Raw genomic sequence first — 17,193 nt, 5'->3', positions numbered from 1 at the left:
CCTTGCTGTAATGTTGAAGATCGCAAATGTCTTGCCCGCCCGTTGACGGCATCAGGCGTTCTTGTCGCCGGTCTTACCATGATACTTATCGCGACGCGCCCTGGGGTGACTCTGGTCATAAACACGAGCTAAATGTTGAAAATCAAGATGAGTATAGACCTGGGTTGTGGCAATGTCGGCGTGCCCTAATAACTCTTGTACGGCCCGCAGGTCGCCACTGGATTCAAGCATGTGGCTGGCAAAGGAGTGTCGCAGCAGGTGTGGATGGAGTTTCTGGTCGGCACCGCGGCTGATGCCCCAGCGGCTTAGGCGGGCCTGGATACTGCGGTGGCTGAGCCTCTCGCCCCTCTGGCTGACAAACAGTGCGGTTTCACCCTCATTGGCCAGCGCGACCCTGTGTCGCAGCCACTCCTCAATGGCCGCAATCGCCTTGCGCCCTACCGGCAGCAGCCGTTCCTTACCGCCTTTACCCACCACACGGACTTCACCGCCGCGCAGATCGACGGTATCCAGATCCAGACTCGCCAGCTCCGCCAGGCGCAACCCCGAGGAGTACATCAGCTCGAACATGCATAGATCGCGGACTTCCAGGGGATCATCCGGCTGGCCATCAAGCAGTTGATTCAGTTGGTCCACGTCCGCCACTCGAGGTAAACGACGACCACTCTTCGGGGCACGGATATCCAACGCCGGATTATCCGAGGCCAGCTTCTCCCTGAGCAGGAACTGGTAGAACCGACGGGTCGCGGAGAGATGCCGGGCAATGCTTCGCCCTGACAGGCCCTCCCGACTGAGAGTCGCCACATAGCGGCGCAAATCATGATTGGTCACCCGCTGCCAGGCGGTAAAGCCAGACAGGGTAAGCCAGCTCGCCAGACGCAGCAGGTCGCGCTGGTAGCTGTCGCAGGTTCTGGGGGAATGGCGTTTTTCGGAGGCCAGGTGCCGGATAAAATCCGTCAGCGGCCCGGAAAGCTCATGGGGCACCGCCGGAACCTCCGACACTCTAGCGGGACTCCGTCGCCATATCGGTGACCGGGGCAGCCGTGGTGTGGCGCTGCACCATCGGGGGCAGCAGGCGGCTGAGGGTATCGCTGATGTAGCTCAGAAAAAGCGACCCCATGCTCTGGTCAAAATAGCCCGGCTGGCAGCTGCCGACCGCAAACACGCCCACCAGCTCATCATGCCTCAGCGGCACCAGCGCCACGGAGGCAATCGGTTCTTCTCGGTCCGGGAACAGGAACTCACGCTCGCTTTCACGGAACTGGCCACACACAGCCCTCTCGCCTTCCAGCAGACTACCGAGCCGATCCCGGGCCACGGATGGGCTCACCACATGCAGCGCGCCCTGGGAGGCTTCGGGCAGCTCGACATCGGTGAACAACAGCACGGAGGCGGCGTCGAGCCCGAAATCACCACGGATGCTGTCATCAATGGCTGCGGCCATGTCGTTGAGGGTCCGGGCTTCAATCACCTGCATCAACAGCCGCTTGCTCTTCTCGAACAACCGGTCGTTGTGGCGGGCGATGGACACCAGCTCTACCAATTCCCGGCGCAGGGTGTCACGTTGCTCCCGGAAAAGATGTACCTGGCGCTCCACAAGGGAAATAGCCCGGCCACTGTCATGGGGCAGGGTCAGACTGCGTAGCAGCTCATCCTGGTCGACAAAGAAATCGGGGTTGGCTCGCAGGTAGTCTGCCACCTCTTCCCGGGTGAGCTCACCGGCCTTCTGGCGGGCCGTTTGTTCTGTCATGGAGTACTCCTGGCTGTCAGGATCTTTGTTTATGGGGGCGACCGCTTCTGCGGCGGCGACCACCAGCTTCACCTGGCAGCCTTAACTGCCCCTCAAATACGCTGGTTGCAGGCCCTTCCATCATAACAGGGGTCCCTTCACCCTGCCATTCGATGACCAGCTTGCCACCTCGCAGCTCGACCTCCACGCGGGAATCCAGCAAGCCCCGCAAGCAGCCAACTACAACGGCAGCACAGGCGCCGCTACCGCAGGCCAGAGTCTCACCGGAGCCCCGCTCAAACACCCGGAGGCGGGCATGGGTACGATCAAGGATCTGCAAAAACCCGATATTGGCCCGGGACGGGAATCGCGGGTGTCGCTCAAGCTTGGGCCCCAGCGTTTCCACCGGCGCCTGGTCCACGTCCTCAACCAGCAACACGCCGTGGGGGTTACCCATGGACAGGGCGCTCAGTTCCACTGTCTGGCCGTCCACATCCACGGTGTAGACATCCTTGCGCCGGTCAGCTGCAAAAGGAATTGCCGGCGGATTGAACTCGGGCACGCCCATGTTGACCATGACCATCCCTTCGCGCGCCACACGAAGCTCAATCACACCCTTCGCGGTCTGAACCCGGATCACTTTCTTGTTGGTCAGACGCTGGTCACGGACGAATCGGGCAAAGCAACGGGCACCATTGCCGCACTGCTCCACCTCGGAGCCATCCGCGTTAAAAATGCGGTAACGGAAATCCACATCCGGCAGCCCGGGCGGCTCCACCACCAGCAGCTGGTCGAAGCCAATCCCGAAATTCCGATTAGCCAGTTCCCGAATCATCTCCGGTCGCAGACGGAACGGCTGACTGATGGCATCCACCACCATGAAATCGTTACCCAGCCCGTGCATCTTGGTAAATCGAAGCATGGGGCCCTGACTCCGGCGTTGCTGTGTCATCTCCTCGCCCCCGCTCATTCCGGAAGGCAGCTCTCGGGTGCGAGCTGGTCTTCGAGAGTTTCACGGCGGCGAACCACATGCACCTGGTCACCATCGACCATCAGTTCCGGCGGCCGGTTCCGCGTGTTGTAATTGGAGCTCATAACAAAGCCGTAGGCACCGGCGGAGCGAACCGCCAGCAGATCCCCGGCCTTAAGACGCAGGTGCCGGTCCTTGCCCAGGAAGTCACCGGTTTCACAGACCGGGCCCACCAGGTCCCAGGCCTTTTCCTCACCATCCTGATGCGGCTTGACCGGGATAATCGCCTGCCAGGCGCTGTACAGGGCCGGCCGGATCAAATCATTCATCGCGGCATCAATGATGGCAAAATTCCGGTGTTCGGTGCACTTCAGGAACTCGACCCTGGTCAGCAGAATGCCGGCATTAGCGGCGATGGAGCGGCCTGGCTCAAGAATCAATTCCAGCTTCCGGTCACCGAGCCTTTCGGCCAGCGCCTTGACATAATCCGACGGCTGCGGTGGCTGTTCCTGGTTGTAGGTGACACCCAGGCCACCGCCCATATCCAGGTGATGGATGTGTATGCCCTGGTCCGCCAGGGAATCAATCAGGGCCAGCACCCGATCCAGTGCGTCAAGGAACGGGGCCACACTCGTCAGCTGTGAGCCGATGTGACAATCCACACCCTTTACGTCGAGATTCGGCATACCTGCCGCACGGGCATAGACCTGCGGCGCTTCGGCAATATCAATCCCGAACTTGTTCTCTTTCAGACCCGTGGAAATATAGGGATGGGTACCGGCATCAACATCCGGGTTCACCCGCAGAGAGATCGGCGCCTTTACGCCGAGTGCTCCCGCCACAGCATTGAGCCTGTCCAGTTCGGTGTCGGATTCGACATTAAAGCAGCGAACGCCCACTTCGAGGGCCCGCTTCATTTCCCACTCCTGCTTGCCAACGCCGGAGAAGACCACCCGCGACGGATCGCCACCTGCTCGCAACACCCGCTCCAGCTCACCGGCTGACACAATATCAAAGCCGGCACCAAGCCGCGCAAGAACGTTCAGCACCGCAAGATTGCTGTTGGCTTTTACGGCGTAGCACACCAGATGCGGGTGATCCCGAAGGGCGTCATCGTAGGCCCGGTAATGCCGCTCAAGCGTGGCGCGCGAATACACGTAGGCCGGTGTGCCAAAGCGATCAGCGATGGCAGAGACAGGGACATCCTCGGCGTACAGCTCACCGTCGCGGTAGTTGAAATGATCCATGAGTTTCCTGATTCGTTTAACGGGGCCGGGAGGCCATGGCGCTAGTCGCGGGTTTCTTCGCGATCGGGCTGTTCCTGGGCCGAATCCGGCCCGGACGTTATCGAAGCGGCCTGACTGTCACGGTACAACGGACCTTTCTGACCGCAACCGCTCACAACCAGAGCCAGCATCAACGTCACGATCGACAGAGTCCACGCTCGCATATTGGCTACCTACCCCTGAGTTCACTATGGGCGCAGTATACCTGACACCCGCCCCGGGCCGCGAGGTCAGCGCGTCCTTGCAAGGTGCCGGTTAAGGGAATCCTCCAGCACAGACCGGTAATACAGGTATTGACTGGTCTGGATATCCTGCTGATACACGCGGGGATCGAGGTCGTGGGGCAGATGGACGTCGGTCAGATACACCGGGTAAACCTCGTCACTCTGGCGCAGTGACCGGATGTAATGGGCCACCGCCGGAATCAGCTGGTCACCATACTCCTGGACGCTGAATTCCTGGTCACCGCAGAAGATATCGAAGCGCAGACGGCTGTCGCCCTCATGGATGCCCACGGCCTGCACCTCAAACCCGGGTAGGGGTACACCCGAATCCGATTCCGGCCGGTATTCGGCGCGCCAGGTGCCGTCGCGCCGGACAATCTCGTAACACTGAACGCCCGCCACAACGCCAGCCGAATCGGTATGGCGCAGCAACCGCCGTTCAATCAGGTTATCGAGAAACCGCAGTACCGGCACCAGCAAGTGCCGACGGCTGGTCACCGCCTGCTCCCAACTGAACACCGAGCCCAGCTCGTCAACCACCCAGAGCCGGGCCTGGTCGCCGAGAATACGGTAGAAAACCTGGATGTTATCCGGCTCGCTGGCCAGGCAAACCGCCCGCAAGGCCGGCTCCTCCTGCAGCGCGTAGCGATCGAATACCACCGGCAGGTAACGCTCCTGGGGCATTGCCAGATATTCCATCAGCGCCTCGAAGCTCTCCAGGGCAACAAACCCAGGCTCAAGGCCGTTGAACTGGAGCAGGAAGTAGCGGCGATCCATCTCGATTACATAGCGCAGCGGATGCGGGCCAGTACCGCCGGCAAAAAAGGGTCGAAGCACATCGGCAAACAGCTCCTGAACCCGGCGGGCAATGGCCGAGCCATGGCCGCGGTTGTGGCAATGCACCTGAACGCCGGGAAGTTCAGCAGGGTTTGCTGCCACCGAGGCGAGGACATTCTTCAGGCATTGGATCAGGGTGTCGCCGGCGGCGTAGTGCTGCAGGCTCACCTCGTGCCAGCTGTTGAAGGTAATCTGGTCGATGCTGATCACCAGGTTCTCCCGGCCACCACTGAATCCCAGGGAATCGTGTCGGGAACTGAGCTTGTGAAGCCCCTTTTCCGTCAGATGCGCCTGGGGATCGACGCCCACGTTGACCAGAAGCAGATTTCTCAGTGGCCGGACACCCCGGGACAACGCTTCCCGTTCCGCAGGTGGAACCGGAAATGGCAGGAACGCGGACAGGGCGTCCAGCATTTCCCGCAATTCGCTGACCGAGGCAATACTGGTGCCGGAACGCACGTTCAGTCTTGTCGAGCGGGTCAGCAGGCCATTGCAGTAGCACCAGACCATCAGTTCCGCCAGATTGCCGGAGCGACGGATAACCGGCTGCCAGAAAGCGTCCGCCGGGTCTTCGAGGTCCCGGTAAAGCAGCCAGCCGTCGGAGTCGCCGCCCTGCTCTGACTGATGATGAAATGCCAGATTTTCCTCAGCCAGCGACGGCGCCAGTCCCGGATTGATCTGCTCAATCTTGCCGGCCTTGCGTTGAAAAGCCGCATAGAGCTTGCGGCCCAGCAGGTTGATATCGTTGGCGCTGATGGCCGCCCGCTGGCCATGTTCCCTGGCCATTTTTGACAGCAACCGGTAACCATGTGTCAGTTCGTTGACAATGGTTCGGCGCAGGGTGACGACATCCTCTGCCCGCCACCGCTGGCGCTCGTCCAGCTCGGCCAGAATGCTCTCGGACCAGCCCCAGCGCGTCACCATCTGGCGCAGAAGACGAGCGCGCCACTGCTCCCCTGAGGCCTCGGACCGGGTGAGTGGCAAACCGGCTTTCAGATACAGGCTCCGGCGGATCAGATCCAGTCTCGAAGCCACTTCCGGACCGGCAAGCCAACCTTCGAGACGACCATAAAGCATGACGTAAGGGTCGAGGCTGTCGGCATCGGTCTCTCCCCGGAACACGGCCCGTTTGAACTCGCTGGACAACAAGGGCTCACCGGTGGTCCGCGCATAACATTCAATCAGAAGCAGTTTAAGAATGGACTTCCAGGGCGCATCAATGCCCTTGTACAACTGCCAGACACCGGCACCGAGAAACTCTTCCTCGGGGATCGTCGGAACCGGGCCAAAATCGATGTAATCGTCGGCACGCACAAACCGGAAATCCACCAACTTGCGCATGCAGTCGTCGTAGTTTGCCTCCTGCTCTGGGGGAATCAGCCACCACATGGGCCAGGCGCCGGCCAGATGGATGCTGGTCCGGTAGAACTCATCCAGCAACAGGAAGTGCTGGGCACTGCCACAGTTCTCGCCTGTTACCTCGGCACGCTGCCGGCCGGCCCGCCAGTCCGAGGCGCAGAAGACGAAAACGTGAAGTTCCACACCAAAGGATTCCGCCCAGCGAGTCAGCTTGGCAGCCTTGCGCTCGAGACAGCGGATTCCCCGCTCCGGCAAATCGCGCCGGTGGCAAAGCCAGACATCAAGATCACTGGCCACGGAGTGACCGAGAGTTCCGGGACTGCCCATCAGGAACATGGCGTCCAGATCCGGCTTGCGCTTGCCCTCATCCTTCAGTGAAAAGGTGCGGGCCAGCCGCCGCGCCGCATTGATCGTGGCGGGTGACGGCTTGTAATTACTCAGGCCATAGGGGCAATCGCTGTCCAGGTAACCGGGCAATGCCGGATGGTTGAGATGAAACACCAGGGGCAGAACTTCCAGCACCATCTGCTGGCGATAGGACAACGCCGAATGAGCGCGGTCCCAGCGCTGCTGATTGACCAGTAGAAACCGGTCCCTCAGACGACGGAGGGTCTTACGATCAATTCCCTCCTCAAAGTCGAGGGAAATCGGGGCAACGTGGGCGGTCAAGGCAGCTCCGCAGAGAGGTTCTTTTCAGCATCAGTATGAGTATGATGTCGGCATCGTGGCAAAACCTTTAGAAAAATAAAAGCTGGAGAACACGCGAGGCTCACCCGCTGTGAAAGAATTCATCATCCGCCGCTACCGTTCGGAACAGTCGCCCGCATCCGAGCGCCAGACCGTTTTACGCATCGACGATGAAGGCAAGGTACTGTTCGCCGACCACCAGGCCGAGGCAGTGCTCGGCTACGATGCCAGCGAACTGGAGGGACAGCCGGTACACCGGATCCTGGCATCCCGCCAGGATGACCCCTTCGCACCCGCAAACCGCCACCGGATTGAACGGGGCCAGAATGTTCTGGTGACCTTCCGGCACAAGGAGGGTTTTTTTTACACCGCCTGCCTGAGCCTGAGGCTCGACATGCGGGATTCCGACAAGGCCGCCAGCGCCACGATAACCCTTTGCGACAGTTCCACCAGAGATTCGCGGCTTTTGCGGGGAGCCGAGAGCAGTGCCGGTTTCGGGATCTGGGAACTGGATACCCGAACCAATGAAATGACCTGGACCGAAGGAATGTTCCAGCTTCTTGAGCTGAGGCCCGGAGCCGACATCACCCCCGAGCAAGCGCTTTTCTACTGCCAGACTGGTCAGGCGAGGGTTCGTGCCATGTTCCGGCGCTGCCTCCGCACGGGGGAGGCGTTTTCCCTCGATCTTGATATCGTCACCTCACGGCAGAACCAGCGGCGGGTGACTCTCAGTTGTCGGGCGCTGAAGCAGGCGGGCAGAATTCCCCGGCTCGGAGGCACCCTGGTAGACCGGACTGCCGACATGCAACTCGAAAGGGCTCGCCAGCATGCCTTTGCCATGCTCGCAGCCACCACCAGCGCCACTTCTGACCTGGTTGTCGCCGTCGATGCTTCGTTTAACCTGCTCCATTTCAATGCCGCCTGGGCCAGGCAGTTTTCCGAAACCTTCGGCCGGCAGCCCGAAGCAGGCGACAACCTGAGCGACCTTCTACAGGAGTTCCCGAACGAACGCAGATTGATGGAGCGTCTCTGGCACCGGGCCTTTGAACGAGACAGTTTCGTGGTTGAAATGCCCATGGCCCAGCAGTCCAGGGAACTTCCCGTGCATGAATTCCACTACCAGCGCCTGTCCAACGAGCAGGGCGAAGTCACCGGCGCCGTGCACGTTGCCCGTCGCATTGAACCAAGGCTGAACCACGCCTCAAGCGAGGAATACCGGATACGTCACGATCCGGTTACCGGCCTGATGAACCGCAAGGCATTCATCGCCCGCGTACTCAGAACCCTGGAACAGAAAACCCATCGGGAATCCTGTGACAGCCTGCTCTATCTGGATCTTGATGAATTCGAGCGCTTTAACGACCTTGCTGGCAGCGGCACCTGCGACCGCTATCTGCGGGAACTGGCCGGCAACCTGGGCGTGCGGGTTCGCCAGCGCGATGCCCTGGCCCGACTTGCCGGCGACACCTTTGCACTGCTGGTAGAGAACTGCCCGGAAGCTCGGGCCCGCAAGATTGCCCAGGAAACCCTCAATCTGATCGGCGACTTTGTCTTCGACTGGCAGGGACACAGGCTCCAGACCACCGCTTCCGGAGGCCTTCTGATCCTGGACAGCGACACTCCCGGAGATCCGGAACAGCTTCTGAGCCAGGCGGCCGACCTGTGCCATACCGCCAAGACGTCTGGCCGAAACCGGGTCCACGCCGCCAGGGCCATTGCCCACCAGACCGACGAATCAACCGTCAGCAAACGGGTCGAGCAAATCCGCGAAGCGCTGGACAATCACAACCTGATTCTCGAATATCAGGCGATGCGACCGGTGGCCAGCCCTACATGGGGCGACCACATTGAAATCCTCTGCCGAATTCCGACGACTGCAGATAATGAAGCGGCACTGAAGCCCGACGACTTCCTGCCCATCGCGGAGCGATTCGATCTGGCCAAACGGCTGGATCGCCAGGTGATCCGACAAACCCTGGACTGGCTCGGCAACCAGCCGTTGCTGGAACCACGATTGAAGTACTGCGGTTTCAACCTGTCTCTGGCCAGCGTTCTGGATGATACCTTCGCTGATTTTATGGCCGAGGTGCTGAGTAAATCAGCTTTCGACCCTGGCTGTTTCTGCCTGGAAATTCGCGAAGCCCATGCCACCCAGTATCCCGATGACGTGGCCGTGCTGTGCGATGCGCTGCATCGGGCGGGCTTCCGCGTCGCCCTGGACGGCGCCGGTGCGTCGGTGGAAAGCTACAGCCTGGCAGCGAGGTTACCAGTGGATATCATCAAACTGGATCGGAGAATGGTTCAGCAACTGGAGGAGGACCCGGTGCAGCAGGTGATGCTTGAAGCCCTGCACCGGATTGCCGAGGCCGCCGGCAAGATCACCGTGGCCACGTTTATCGAGAGCGACGACGCCCTGCGCAAGGTCCGGACTCTGGGTATTCATTACGGCCAGGGTTACCGGCTATTCCGTCCGCAACCGCTGGACGAACTGACTCCTGCGGCGGTGGATCTGACCACGGGACGGATCGGCGGCTAAGCCATCCGTCCCGGGACCGGGTTCAGCCCAGTTGAGCGCGCGCCCGGCCGACCGCCGCTCGCACCTGGTCCGGCGCTGTGCCACCGAGGTGGTCCCGCGCCTGCACCGAGCCTTCCAGAGTCAACACGTCAAAGACATCAGCGCCAATGTGATCGGAGAACTGCTGAAGCTCTTCCAGGGTCATATCAGACAGGTCACGCCCTTCAGCCACACCAAACGCCACTGACTTGCCAACGATTTCATGGGCATCCCGGAAAGGCACGCCTTTCTTAACCAGGTAATCCGCCAGATCGGTGGCGGTGGAGAAACCGCGTTTGGCCGCCACCCGCATGTTGTCGGCCTTGGAGCGAATGGCCGGAATCATATCGGCATAGGCCTTCAGACAGCCCTTGATGGTATCGACCGTGTCGAACAGTGGTTCCTTGTCTTCCTGGTTGTCCTTGTTGTAGGCCAGCGGCTGGCTTTTCATCAGGGTCAGCAGGCTAATCAGGTGGCCGTTGACGCGACCGGTCTTGCCCCGCACCAACTCCGGCACATCCGGATTCTTTTTCTGCGGCATGATGGACGAGCCCGTGCAGAAGCGATCCGGCAGATCAATGAAATCGAACTGGGCAGAGGTCCAGAGCACCAGTTCCTCGCTGAACCGTGACAGATGCGTCATCAGCAGCGCCCCAAAGCTGCAGAACTCAATGGCAAAGTCCCGGTCGCTGACTGAGTCCAGGCTGTTCTCGCTGGCCCGGTCGAAGCCCAGCAGCCTGGCGGTCATCGCCCGATCGATGGGATAGGTGGTGCCAGCCAGGGCCGCTGCGCCCAGGGGCATCACGTTGACCCGCTTGCGGCAATCCTGCAGGCGCTCGGCATCCCGTACCAGCATTTCGTACCAGGCCAGCAGGTGGTGCCCGAAGGTGACCGGCTGGGCGGTCTGCAGATGGGTGAAGCCGGGCATGATGGTATCCGCCTCGCGCTCGGCCAGATCCAGCAGGCCCGCTTGCAGGCGCTTCAGTTCCTCGGCAATGACATCGATTTCGTCCCGCAGGTACAGACGGATATCCGTGGCCACCTGGTCATTGCGGCTACGGCCGGTGTGCAGTTTCTTGCCGGTGATCCCGATACGGTCGGTCAGGCGCGCCTCAATGTTCATGTGCACGTCTTCAAGGCTGACAGACCACTGGAAATTGCCGGCCTCGATGTCCGCCTTAACCCCTTTCAGGCCTTCGATGATCTGGTCCCGCTCCTCGGTGGTGAGCACGCCAACCTCGGCCAGCATGGTGGCATGGGCGATGGAGCCGGTGATGTCGTGATGGTACAGGCGCTGGTCAAATCCCACGGATGCGGTAAATTTTTCAACAAAGGCATCGGTAGGTTCGCTGAAGCGTCCGCCCCAGGGTTTTTCAGAGCTTGTGGTCTGGTCAGACTTTTTCTGATCCGTCATGGTCTATCTTTCCTGCTGACAGCCCGGCATCATCTGGCGGGAACTGGGTACATTGAACGTGGCGGGAGTATACCATTCTGACCCGGGTAAAGGAGACACCCCGTAACGGGGACAAAGGTGTGACAGAGAGCGAGTTCTTCATTCCGGACCTGTGCCGGGTGAGGGCCGTGTTCCTGTTGCTGGTCACCAGTGAACTGCTGGTTCTGGTGCTCGCCATCGTGCAGGCGGACCGGGGCTGGATCGACTGGAATTACTTCGGACTGCTGTCGCTGTTCGTGCAGTGGACCACCCTGACCAGTGCCGCCCTGATCTGCCTTTTGCGAGCCAGGCTTGCACGGATGTCCGTCTCCGGTGCAACGACCACCATTGTCGCCATTGTGCTGCTGGATGTGCTGGCGTTCAGCCTGTTTGCCGACAGCGTACTGCACCCCCAGGACGGCGTGGCCGTCTGGCAGGGCGTGGCCAAGAAAATGCTGCTGGCGTTACTGATCGTGCTCATGGTGCTGCGCTATTTTTACCTGCAACACCAGTGGCAACAGCAGCGGGAGGCGGAAATGCAGGCGCACCTGGCATCGCTTCAGGCTCGCATACAGCCCCACTTCCTGTTCAACAGCATGAACACCATCGCCAGCCTGATTGCGGTCAACCCGGAACGGGCGGAAGAGGCCGTGCTGGATCTGTCGGAACTGTTTCGCGCCAGCCTTCGCACCGGCGATCAGCTGATCCCGCTGTCCAGGGAACTGGCACTTTGCCAACGCTACCTTGCCATCGAGGCACTGCGTCTGGGCGACCGTCTGAAGCTGGAGTGGCAGATTGAGGAGGGCCTTGAGCAACAGGCTATCCCACCGCTCACGTTGCAGCCCCTGGTGGAGAATGCCATCTACCACGGCATTCAGCCCCGCCCGGACGGCGGCACCGTGCGGATCGAGGCCCAGGCCAAAGGCGAGTTTGTCTACCTGCTGGTACAGAACCCGAAGCCGGACCAGAATAACCAGCAACACGAGGGCAACCGTATGGCGCTGGCCAACATACAGTCCCGGCTTCGGGCGCTGTTCGGCGAACCGGCGGTGTTGAAACACAGCCATCAGAACGATGTGTATACCGTTACCCTGAGGTTGCCGCGGCAAAAGGCTGGCGAACAGAAACCCCGTAAGAAGTGAATCCCGAAAAAGAGAATCGAGACAAACCATGACTGATACCCGCAGCGTCCTGATCGCCGATGACGAACCCCTTGCCCGGGAACGTATCCGTCGACTGGTGGAGGCGTTACCGGGGTACCAGGCCTGTGGTGAGGCCGTGGACGGCGACAGCACGCTGAAACAGGTGGCGAACCTTGAGCCGGACATTCTGCTGCTGGACATACGGATGCCGGGCATGGACGGGATGGAGGCTGCCAGCCGCCTGAGCCAGCTGGCCAATCCGCCCGCCCTGATTTTCTGCACCGCCTACGACCATTACGCCATCCAGGCGTTCGACGTTCAGGCCATCGCCTATCTGCTCAAACCGGTTCGCAAAGAGGCATTGGCAGATGCCCTGGCCCGGGCCGGCAGGGTCAACCGGGTGCAGTTGCAGGCGCTGAATGGCCAGGCCGGCCAGAGCCAGGAGCAGCTGGCGGTGCGCACCCACCGGGGCACCGAGCTGATCGATCTGTCGGAAATCCTCTACTGCGAGGCGGATCAGAAATACGTCACCATCCACCATGCCCGGGGTGAGACCGTGTGTGACTATACCCTCAAGGAGCTGGAAAACAGTTACCCGAGCATCCTGCTGCGAATCCATCGAAACACGCTGGTAGGTGTACGCTTTATCCAGGCACTGAAACGGACGCCGGATGGTCACAATCTGGTATTGCTACGGGATGGTCAGGGCGAGCTCCCGGTCAGCCGCCGCCATGCCAGCAACGTGCGGCAGTGGCTTCAGGAGCATCAGCCAGGCTGAATCCATAGCGCTCCCAAAGGTGGTAGCCGCGGGACTTTTCTGCCGCTACAAGGTAACCTTGGCGGACATTTTTCGAACCGACAGTGAGTGTCATGTCCAAACGTACCCTTCGCATTGCAACCCGCAGCAGCGCACTGGCGCTGTGGCAGGCGGAATTCATCAAGGCCGAACTGGAAAGGCTGCACGACAACATCACCGTGGAACTGGTCAAGATCAAGACCCAGGGTGACAAGATCCTGGACGTGCCCCTGGCCAAAATCGGCGGCAAGGGCCTGTTCGTCAAGGAACTGGAAGAAGCCATGCTGGACGGCCGGGCCGACCTGGCAGTGCACTCCATGAAAGACGTGCCCATGGAGTTTCCGGAAGGGTTGGGGCTGGTGGCTATCTGCGAGCGGGAAGACCCGACCGACGCCTTCGTCAGCAATCACTACGACAACGTTGACGCCCTGCCCCACGGTGCCGTAGTCGGCACTGCCAGCCTGCGCCGGGAGGCCCAGCTTCGGGCCTATCGCCCGGACCTGGAGATTCGCGTGCTACGTGGCAACGTCAACACCCGGCTGGCCAAGCTTGATGCCGGCGAATATGACGCCATCGTACTGGCCAGTTCGGGCCTGAAGCGTCTGGGCTTTCACGAGCGCATCCGCTACTGCCTGCCAGACACCGTCTCGCTGCCGGCTGTCGGCCAGGGCGCCCTGGGCATTGAATGCCGGGTCGATGACCAGGATCTGCTAGCCATGCTTGAACCCCTGAAGCACAAAGACACCTGGGATCGCGTCACCGCCGAACGGGCTCTAAACCGTCGCCTGGAGGGCGGTTGTCAGGTGCCAATCGCGGCGTACGCGCTTCTTGAGGACGACGATACAATCTGGCTTCGGGGCCTTGTGGGCGCCGTGGATGGCACCCAGATCTTCCGGGTGGAAGGCCGTGCGCCAAGGGCCGAAGGCGAACGCCTGGGCCGGGAACTGGCCGAGGATCTGCTGGCTCTCGGAGCCGACAAGGTGCTGGCTGAAATCTATGGCCACACACCCACCTGAGCCCGATCTGAACGGCCGGCGGATTCTGATCTGCCGGCCCGAACCCGAGGCCTCCCGGCTCGCCAGCCGGTTTCGCTCAGCCGGCGCCGATGTACGTATCCTGTCACTGATTGACCGGGAACCTCTGCCGGAAACACCCGAGCGGCGGACTCTTATCCTGAGCCTGGATGAATTTTCCCATGTGATCGCGGTCAGCCCGTTTGCCGCCCGCCTTTTGCTGGAAGAGGTGGACACCTGGTGGCCCCAGATTCCCATGGGTATCCGCTGGTATGGGGTTGGCGCCGGCACGGCGGCAGTGCTTGCCGAACACGGCCTGAGCCCACGCAGGCCGCCCGAAGGCTGGACCAGCGAGGCGCTCCTGGCGCTGCCGTCATTGCAAAACCTGCAAGGAGAAAGGGTTCTGCTCGCCCGTGGTGAAACCGGGCGCGAACTGATCCGGGAAACCCTCGAATCCCGTGGCGCCCGGGTCACCCTCCTGCCCCTGTATCGCCGCTTCCGCCCGGACCACTCTCCGGAGCAGATCCGGGCCACCCTTGACACCTTTGCTCCGGAGGCCATCGTTGCCCTGTCCGGAGAAACCTTGAACAATCTCATCGCACTATGTGCGAATAGCGGCCATAATCTATACGATAGGTTATTGATTGTTCCCGCAGATCGGGTTGCCGAACAGGCCCGGGCAGCGGGATTCCGAAATCCGTGTATACCAGGAAGCCTTGCCGATAACGACATCGTGGCCACGGTTGCAGCGCAACTTGCCGGCCGAGACGGTGGCTCCGGAAAAGCCAAGTAAGGACGCCCGTGACAGAGACAACGAATCAACTGCCCGCAACCGTTTCCAAGGAACCACCAGCCCGCCAGAAGCTCTGGCCAGTATGGCTAGTTGCCATCATTGCGCTGATCATCGCTGTCGCCCTGGCCCTCTGGAGCTGGCAACAGTGGAACAACCATCAGGCCGTGATGCAGACACTCCAGAGCCTGCAACAGGATACCGCCCAGCTTGAGGATCTTTACGGCGACCGAGGCAGCCAGCAAAGCCAGCGCCTGCAGTCCCTGGAAGAGAAACTGGCAAACCAGCGGGAACTGATCGCCACCCAGCAGCGCCAGATCGACCACAATGCCCGTGAACTGCTGGAAGCCGGAAATCGCACACGCACCGACTGGCTGCTGGCAGAGGCGGAATACCTGCTGCGTATTGCCAATCAGCGGTTGATGATCGAAAAAGACATTCGCGGTGCCATGTCGGCCCTGGAAGCGGCCGATGAAGTGCTGGCCGAATCCGACGACATCGGTGTTTACCCGGTTCGCCAGCAGCTGGCCCGGGAAATCCTGGCGCTCAAGGGTCTTACCGGCGTGGACCGGACCGGTCTCTACCTGAAACTGGAAGCCGCCATCGACAGCATTCACCAACTCACCGACCAGGCCCTGATCAGCGAGAATGCCCCCGGCTTTGTCGTCAACGCCGGTACGGAAGAAAGCGCTGAAACCGGCGGGGAACCCGGCGCCGTTGCACGGGCCTGGAACAAGGTGAAATCAACCCTGATGCAGGTGGTCGTTGTGCGCCGCATGGACGAGCCGGTAAAGCCCCTGCTGTCCCCGGACCAGAGCGCCTATGCCCGACTCAATCTCCAGCTCATGCTGGAAGAGGCCGAAATGGCAGTACTGCGGGGCAATCAGCCGCTGTATGAGCGGGCGCTGACCAAAGCCAGGACCACCATTGAGGACTGGTACAACGCCAGCAACCCCCGGGTCGCCGCCCTGAGCGACACCCTGGCTGAGCTGGCTGGTAAGAACGTGGACCCGGAACTGCCGGATATCAGTCAGTCCCTGGACCTGCTCAAGGAACGTCTGGCAGGGCGCCTTAATGCCAACAACGGCAATGGCGAGGGTAACGCCGGTGGCGGTAATGGAGGCGACGATTCATGATTCGCCTGTTACTGATTATTCTGCTGGCGCTGCTGATAGGCACCGGCCTGTCCCTCGGTTTGCAATATGATCTGGGCTACATCCGGATCAGTCTGGGGCATTACCTGATCGAGACCAACTTCTGGGTGGGATTGGGCGTGATCATTGCCCTGATCGTCCTGACAGTCCTGACCATCAACGTAATACGCAGGCTCAGAACCAGCACCGGCCTGGTGGCTGGCTGGATTGCCCGGGGCAATGAGCGCCGGGCCCGGCGGCGGACCACTCAGGGTCTTCTGGCGCTGGCCGAGGGCAACTGGCCCAGAGCCCGGAAACTGCTGACATCCTCCGCCAGCCATGCCGACACACCCCTGATCAATTACCTGGCGGCTGCCCAGGCATCGTTCGAATCAGGCGATCACGAGGCGGTGGATGAACTGCTACGCAAGGCCTTCGACAGTACGCCGGGCTCAGACATGGCAGTGGGTATCACCCAGGCCCAACTGCAACTGGCGGGAAACCGGCTGGAGCAGGCCCTGGCGACCCTGATTCGCCTGCGCAAGCAGTCGCCCCATCATCCCTTTGTACTGAAGCTGCTGAAAAACACCTACCTGCGCCTGGAAGACTGGCGCGAACTGTCCAGATTATTGCCGGAACTTCGCAAACGCAGCGTGCTTTCGGAAGACGAACTCAATGATCTTGAACGTCAGGTCTGGCACAACCTGCTGGAGCGTGCCGCGGAGGATTGCCGGCGCCAGCAGAAACAGGATCCTGACGCATCGCTGGAACCGCTGACCAGGCTCTGGGACGAACTCCCCGGCTTTCTGCGCCGCGACGAATACACCATCCGGGATTACGCCCGCCTGCTTGCCAGCCTTGGCGACGAGGTCCAGACCGAAACCCTGTTACGCAAGGTGCTGCGCAACCACTGGAGCGATGAGCTGATCAACCTCTACGGGCGGGTGAAGGGTCAGAAACCGGATGAGCAGCTGTTACTGGCCGAACAATGGCTGAAGGACCGGCCGAATAACCCCGAGCTCTTGCTGGCCCTCGGGCGGCTGAGCCTGCGCAACGAACTCTGGGGCAAGGCCCGGGAATATTTCGAAACCAGCCTCCGGCTGAAGCGCAGCCGGGAGGCACTGGCGGAGCTGAGTCGCCTGAATGCCCACATGGGCGAGGAAGAAGCCAGCGTGAAACTGCTTATGCAGGGACTGGCCAAGGATAACGGGCTGCCGGAACTGCCAATGCCAAGGGCCTGA

Annotated in this window: 14 protein-coding genes; 7 read left to right on the top strand and 7 right to left on the bottom strand. The window is 61.0% G+C overall.

Annotation, left to right across the window (positions count from 1 at the left end; genetic code table 11):
• Positions 1 to 51 precede the first annotated feature (51 nt).
• The 6 genes from xerC to ACO06L_RS17140 form a co-directional block, all read right to left on the bottom strand.
• The gene (gene xerC, locus ACO06L_RS17165; protein WP_202348041.1) at positions 52 to 984 is read right to left on the bottom strand and encodes a tyrosine recombinase XerC; all 933 of its coding nucleotides are present in this window, start codon (positions 982 to 984) and stop codon (positions 52 to 54) included.
• 19 nt (positions 985 to 1,003) lie between these two features.
• Positions 1,004 to 1,750: a DUF484 family protein gene (locus ACO06L_RS17160; RefSeq protein WP_421846033.1), complete on the bottom strand. Its 747-nt coding sequence runs from the start codon at positions 1,748 to 1,750 to the stop codon at positions 1,004 to 1,006.
• A gap of 16 nt (positions 1,751 to 1,766) precedes the next feature.
• Positions 1,767 to 2,681, bottom strand: a complete 915-nt coding sequence (dapF, locus tag ACO06L_RS17155; protein WP_202347978.1) for a diaminopimelate epimerase — start codon at positions 2,679 to 2,681, stop codon at positions 1,767 to 1,769.
• Between the two features lie 14 nt (positions 2,682 to 2,695).
• Positions 2,696 to 3,946, bottom strand: a complete 1,251-nt coding sequence (gene lysA / locus ACO06L_RS17150; RefSeq protein WP_202347979.1) for a diaminopimelate decarboxylase — start codon at positions 3,944 to 3,946, stop codon at positions 2,696 to 2,698.
• Between the two features lie 41 nt (positions 3,947 to 3,987).
• The gene (gene lptM / locus ACO06L_RS17145; RefSeq protein ID WP_227512737.1) at positions 3,988 to 4,149 is read right to left on the bottom strand and encodes an LPS translocon maturation chaperone LptM; all 162 of its coding nucleotides are present in this window, start codon (positions 4,147 to 4,149) and stop codon (positions 3,988 to 3,990) included.
• Between the two features lie 66 nt (positions 4,150 to 4,215).
• Entirely contained in the window at positions 4,216 to 7,074 is a 2,859-nt protein-coding gene (locus ACO06L_RS17140) for a class I adenylate cyclase (protein WP_202347980.1), read from the bottom strand.
• Between the two features lie 109 nt (positions 7,075 to 7,183).
• On the opposite strand from ACO06L_RS17140, the gene ACO06L_RS17135 reads away from it, so the two are divergent.
• The gene (locus ACO06L_RS17135; protein ID WP_202347981.1) at positions 7,184 to 9,628 is read left to right on the top strand and encodes an EAL domain-containing protein; all 2,445 of its coding nucleotides are present in this window, start codon (positions 7,184 to 7,186) and stop codon (positions 9,626 to 9,628) included.
• Positions 9,629 to 9,650: 22 nt separating this feature from the next.
• Here ACO06L_RS17135 and argH read toward each other — a convergent pair whose 3' ends face one another.
• The gene (gene argH, locus ACO06L_RS17130; protein WP_202347982.1) at positions 9,651 to 11,060 is read right to left on the bottom strand and encodes an argininosuccinate lyase; all 1,410 of its coding nucleotides are present in this window, start codon (positions 11,058 to 11,060) and stop codon (positions 9,651 to 9,653) included.
• Positions 11,061 to 11,179: 119 nt separating this feature from the next.
• Between argH and ACO06L_RS17125 the strand changes: the two genes are divergently transcribed.
• The 6 genes from ACO06L_RS17125 (at position 11,180) to ACO06L_RS17100 (ending at position 17,193) form a co-directional block, all read left to right on the top strand.
• Positions 11,180 to 12,220 carry a sensor histidine kinase gene (locus tag ACO06L_RS17125; protein WP_202347983.1) on the top strand — a complete coding sequence of 347 codons (1,041 nt, stop codon included), beginning with the start codon at positions 11,180 to 11,182 and terminating at the stop codon, positions 12,218 to 12,220.
• Between the two features lie 28 nt (positions 12,221 to 12,248).
• The gene (locus tag ACO06L_RS17120; RefSeq protein WP_202347984.1) at positions 12,249 to 12,998 is read left to right on the top strand and encodes a LytR/AlgR family response regulator transcription factor; all 750 of its coding nucleotides are present in this window, start codon (positions 12,249 to 12,251) and stop codon (positions 12,996 to 12,998) included.
• Positions 12,999 to 13,090: 92 nt separating this feature from the next.
• Entirely contained in the window at positions 13,091 to 14,032 is a 942-nt protein-coding gene (gene hemC / locus ACO06L_RS17115) for a hydroxymethylbilane synthase (RefSeq protein WP_064228444.1), read from the top strand.
• Positions 14,013 to 14,822 carry a uroporphyrinogen-III synthase gene (locus ACO06L_RS17110; protein WP_202347985.1) on the top strand — a complete coding sequence of 270 codons (810 nt, stop codon included), beginning with the start codon at positions 14,013 to 14,015 and terminating at the stop codon, positions 14,820 to 14,822. The genes hemC and ACO06L_RS17110 overlap by 20 nt, the downstream gene beginning before the upstream one ends.
• An 8-nt stretch (positions 14,823 to 14,830) precedes the next feature.
• On the top strand, positions 14,831 to 15,955 hold the full coding sequence (locus ACO06L_RS17105) for a uroporphyrinogen-III C-methyltransferase (RefSeq protein ID WP_202347986.1): 1,125 nt from the start codon (positions 14,831 to 14,833) through the stop codon (positions 15,953 to 15,955).
• Positions 15,952 to 17,193 (top strand): heme biosynthesis HemY N-terminal domain-containing protein, encoded by a 1,242-nt coding sequence (locus tag ACO06L_RS17100; protein WP_202347987.1) that lies wholly within the window; start codon positions 15,952 to 15,954, stop codon positions 17,191 to 17,193. The genes ACO06L_RS17105 and ACO06L_RS17100 overlap by 4 nt, the downstream gene beginning before the upstream one ends.

Origin of the sequence: Marinobacter sp., assembly GCF_965229985.1 — a bacterium.
In the GTDB taxonomy this organism is placed as follows: domain Bacteria; phylum Pseudomonadota; class Gammaproteobacteria; order Pseudomonadales; family Oleiphilaceae; genus Marinobacter.
Note: the sequence above shows the minus strand (reverse complement) of the source record. Positions and strands in the feature narration are given on the sequence as shown.

Excerpts from the sequence above, each read along its gene's own strand:
- ACO06L_RS17160 (WP_421846033.1), bottom strand. The coding sequence starts at position 1,750 with ATGACAGAACAAACGGCCCGCCAGAAGGCCGGTGAGCTCACCCGGGAA.
- dapF (WP_202347978.1), bottom strand. The coding sequence starts at position 2,681 with ATGACACAGCAACGCCGGAGTCAGGGCCCCATGCTTCGATTTACCAAG.
- lysA (WP_202347979.1), bottom strand. The coding sequence starts at position 3,946 with ATGGATCATTTCAACTACCGCGACGGTGAGCTGTACGCCGAGGATGTC.
- lptM (WP_227512737.1), bottom strand. The coding sequence starts at position 4,149 with ATGCGAGCGTGGACTCTGTCGATCGTGACGTTGATGCTGGCTCTGGTT.
- argH (WP_202347982.1), bottom strand. The coding sequence starts at position 11,060 with ATGACGGATCAGAAAAAGTCTGACCAGACCACAAGCTCTGAAAAACCC.
- ACO06L_RS17120 (WP_202347984.1), top strand. The coding sequence starts at position 12,249 with ATGACTGATACCCGCAGCGTCCTGATCGCCGATGACGAACCCCTTGCC.
- hemC (WP_064228444.1), top strand. The coding sequence starts at position 13,091 with ATGTCCAAACGTACCCTTCGCATTGCAACCCGCAGCAGCGCACTGGCG.
- ACO06L_RS17110 (WP_202347985.1), top strand. The coding sequence starts at position 14,013 with ATGGCCACACACCCACCTGAGCCCGATCTGAACGGCCGGCGGATTCTG.
- ACO06L_RS17100 (WP_202347987.1), top strand. The coding sequence starts at position 15,952 with ATGATTCGCCTGTTACTGATTATTCTGCTGGCGCTGCTGATAGGCACC.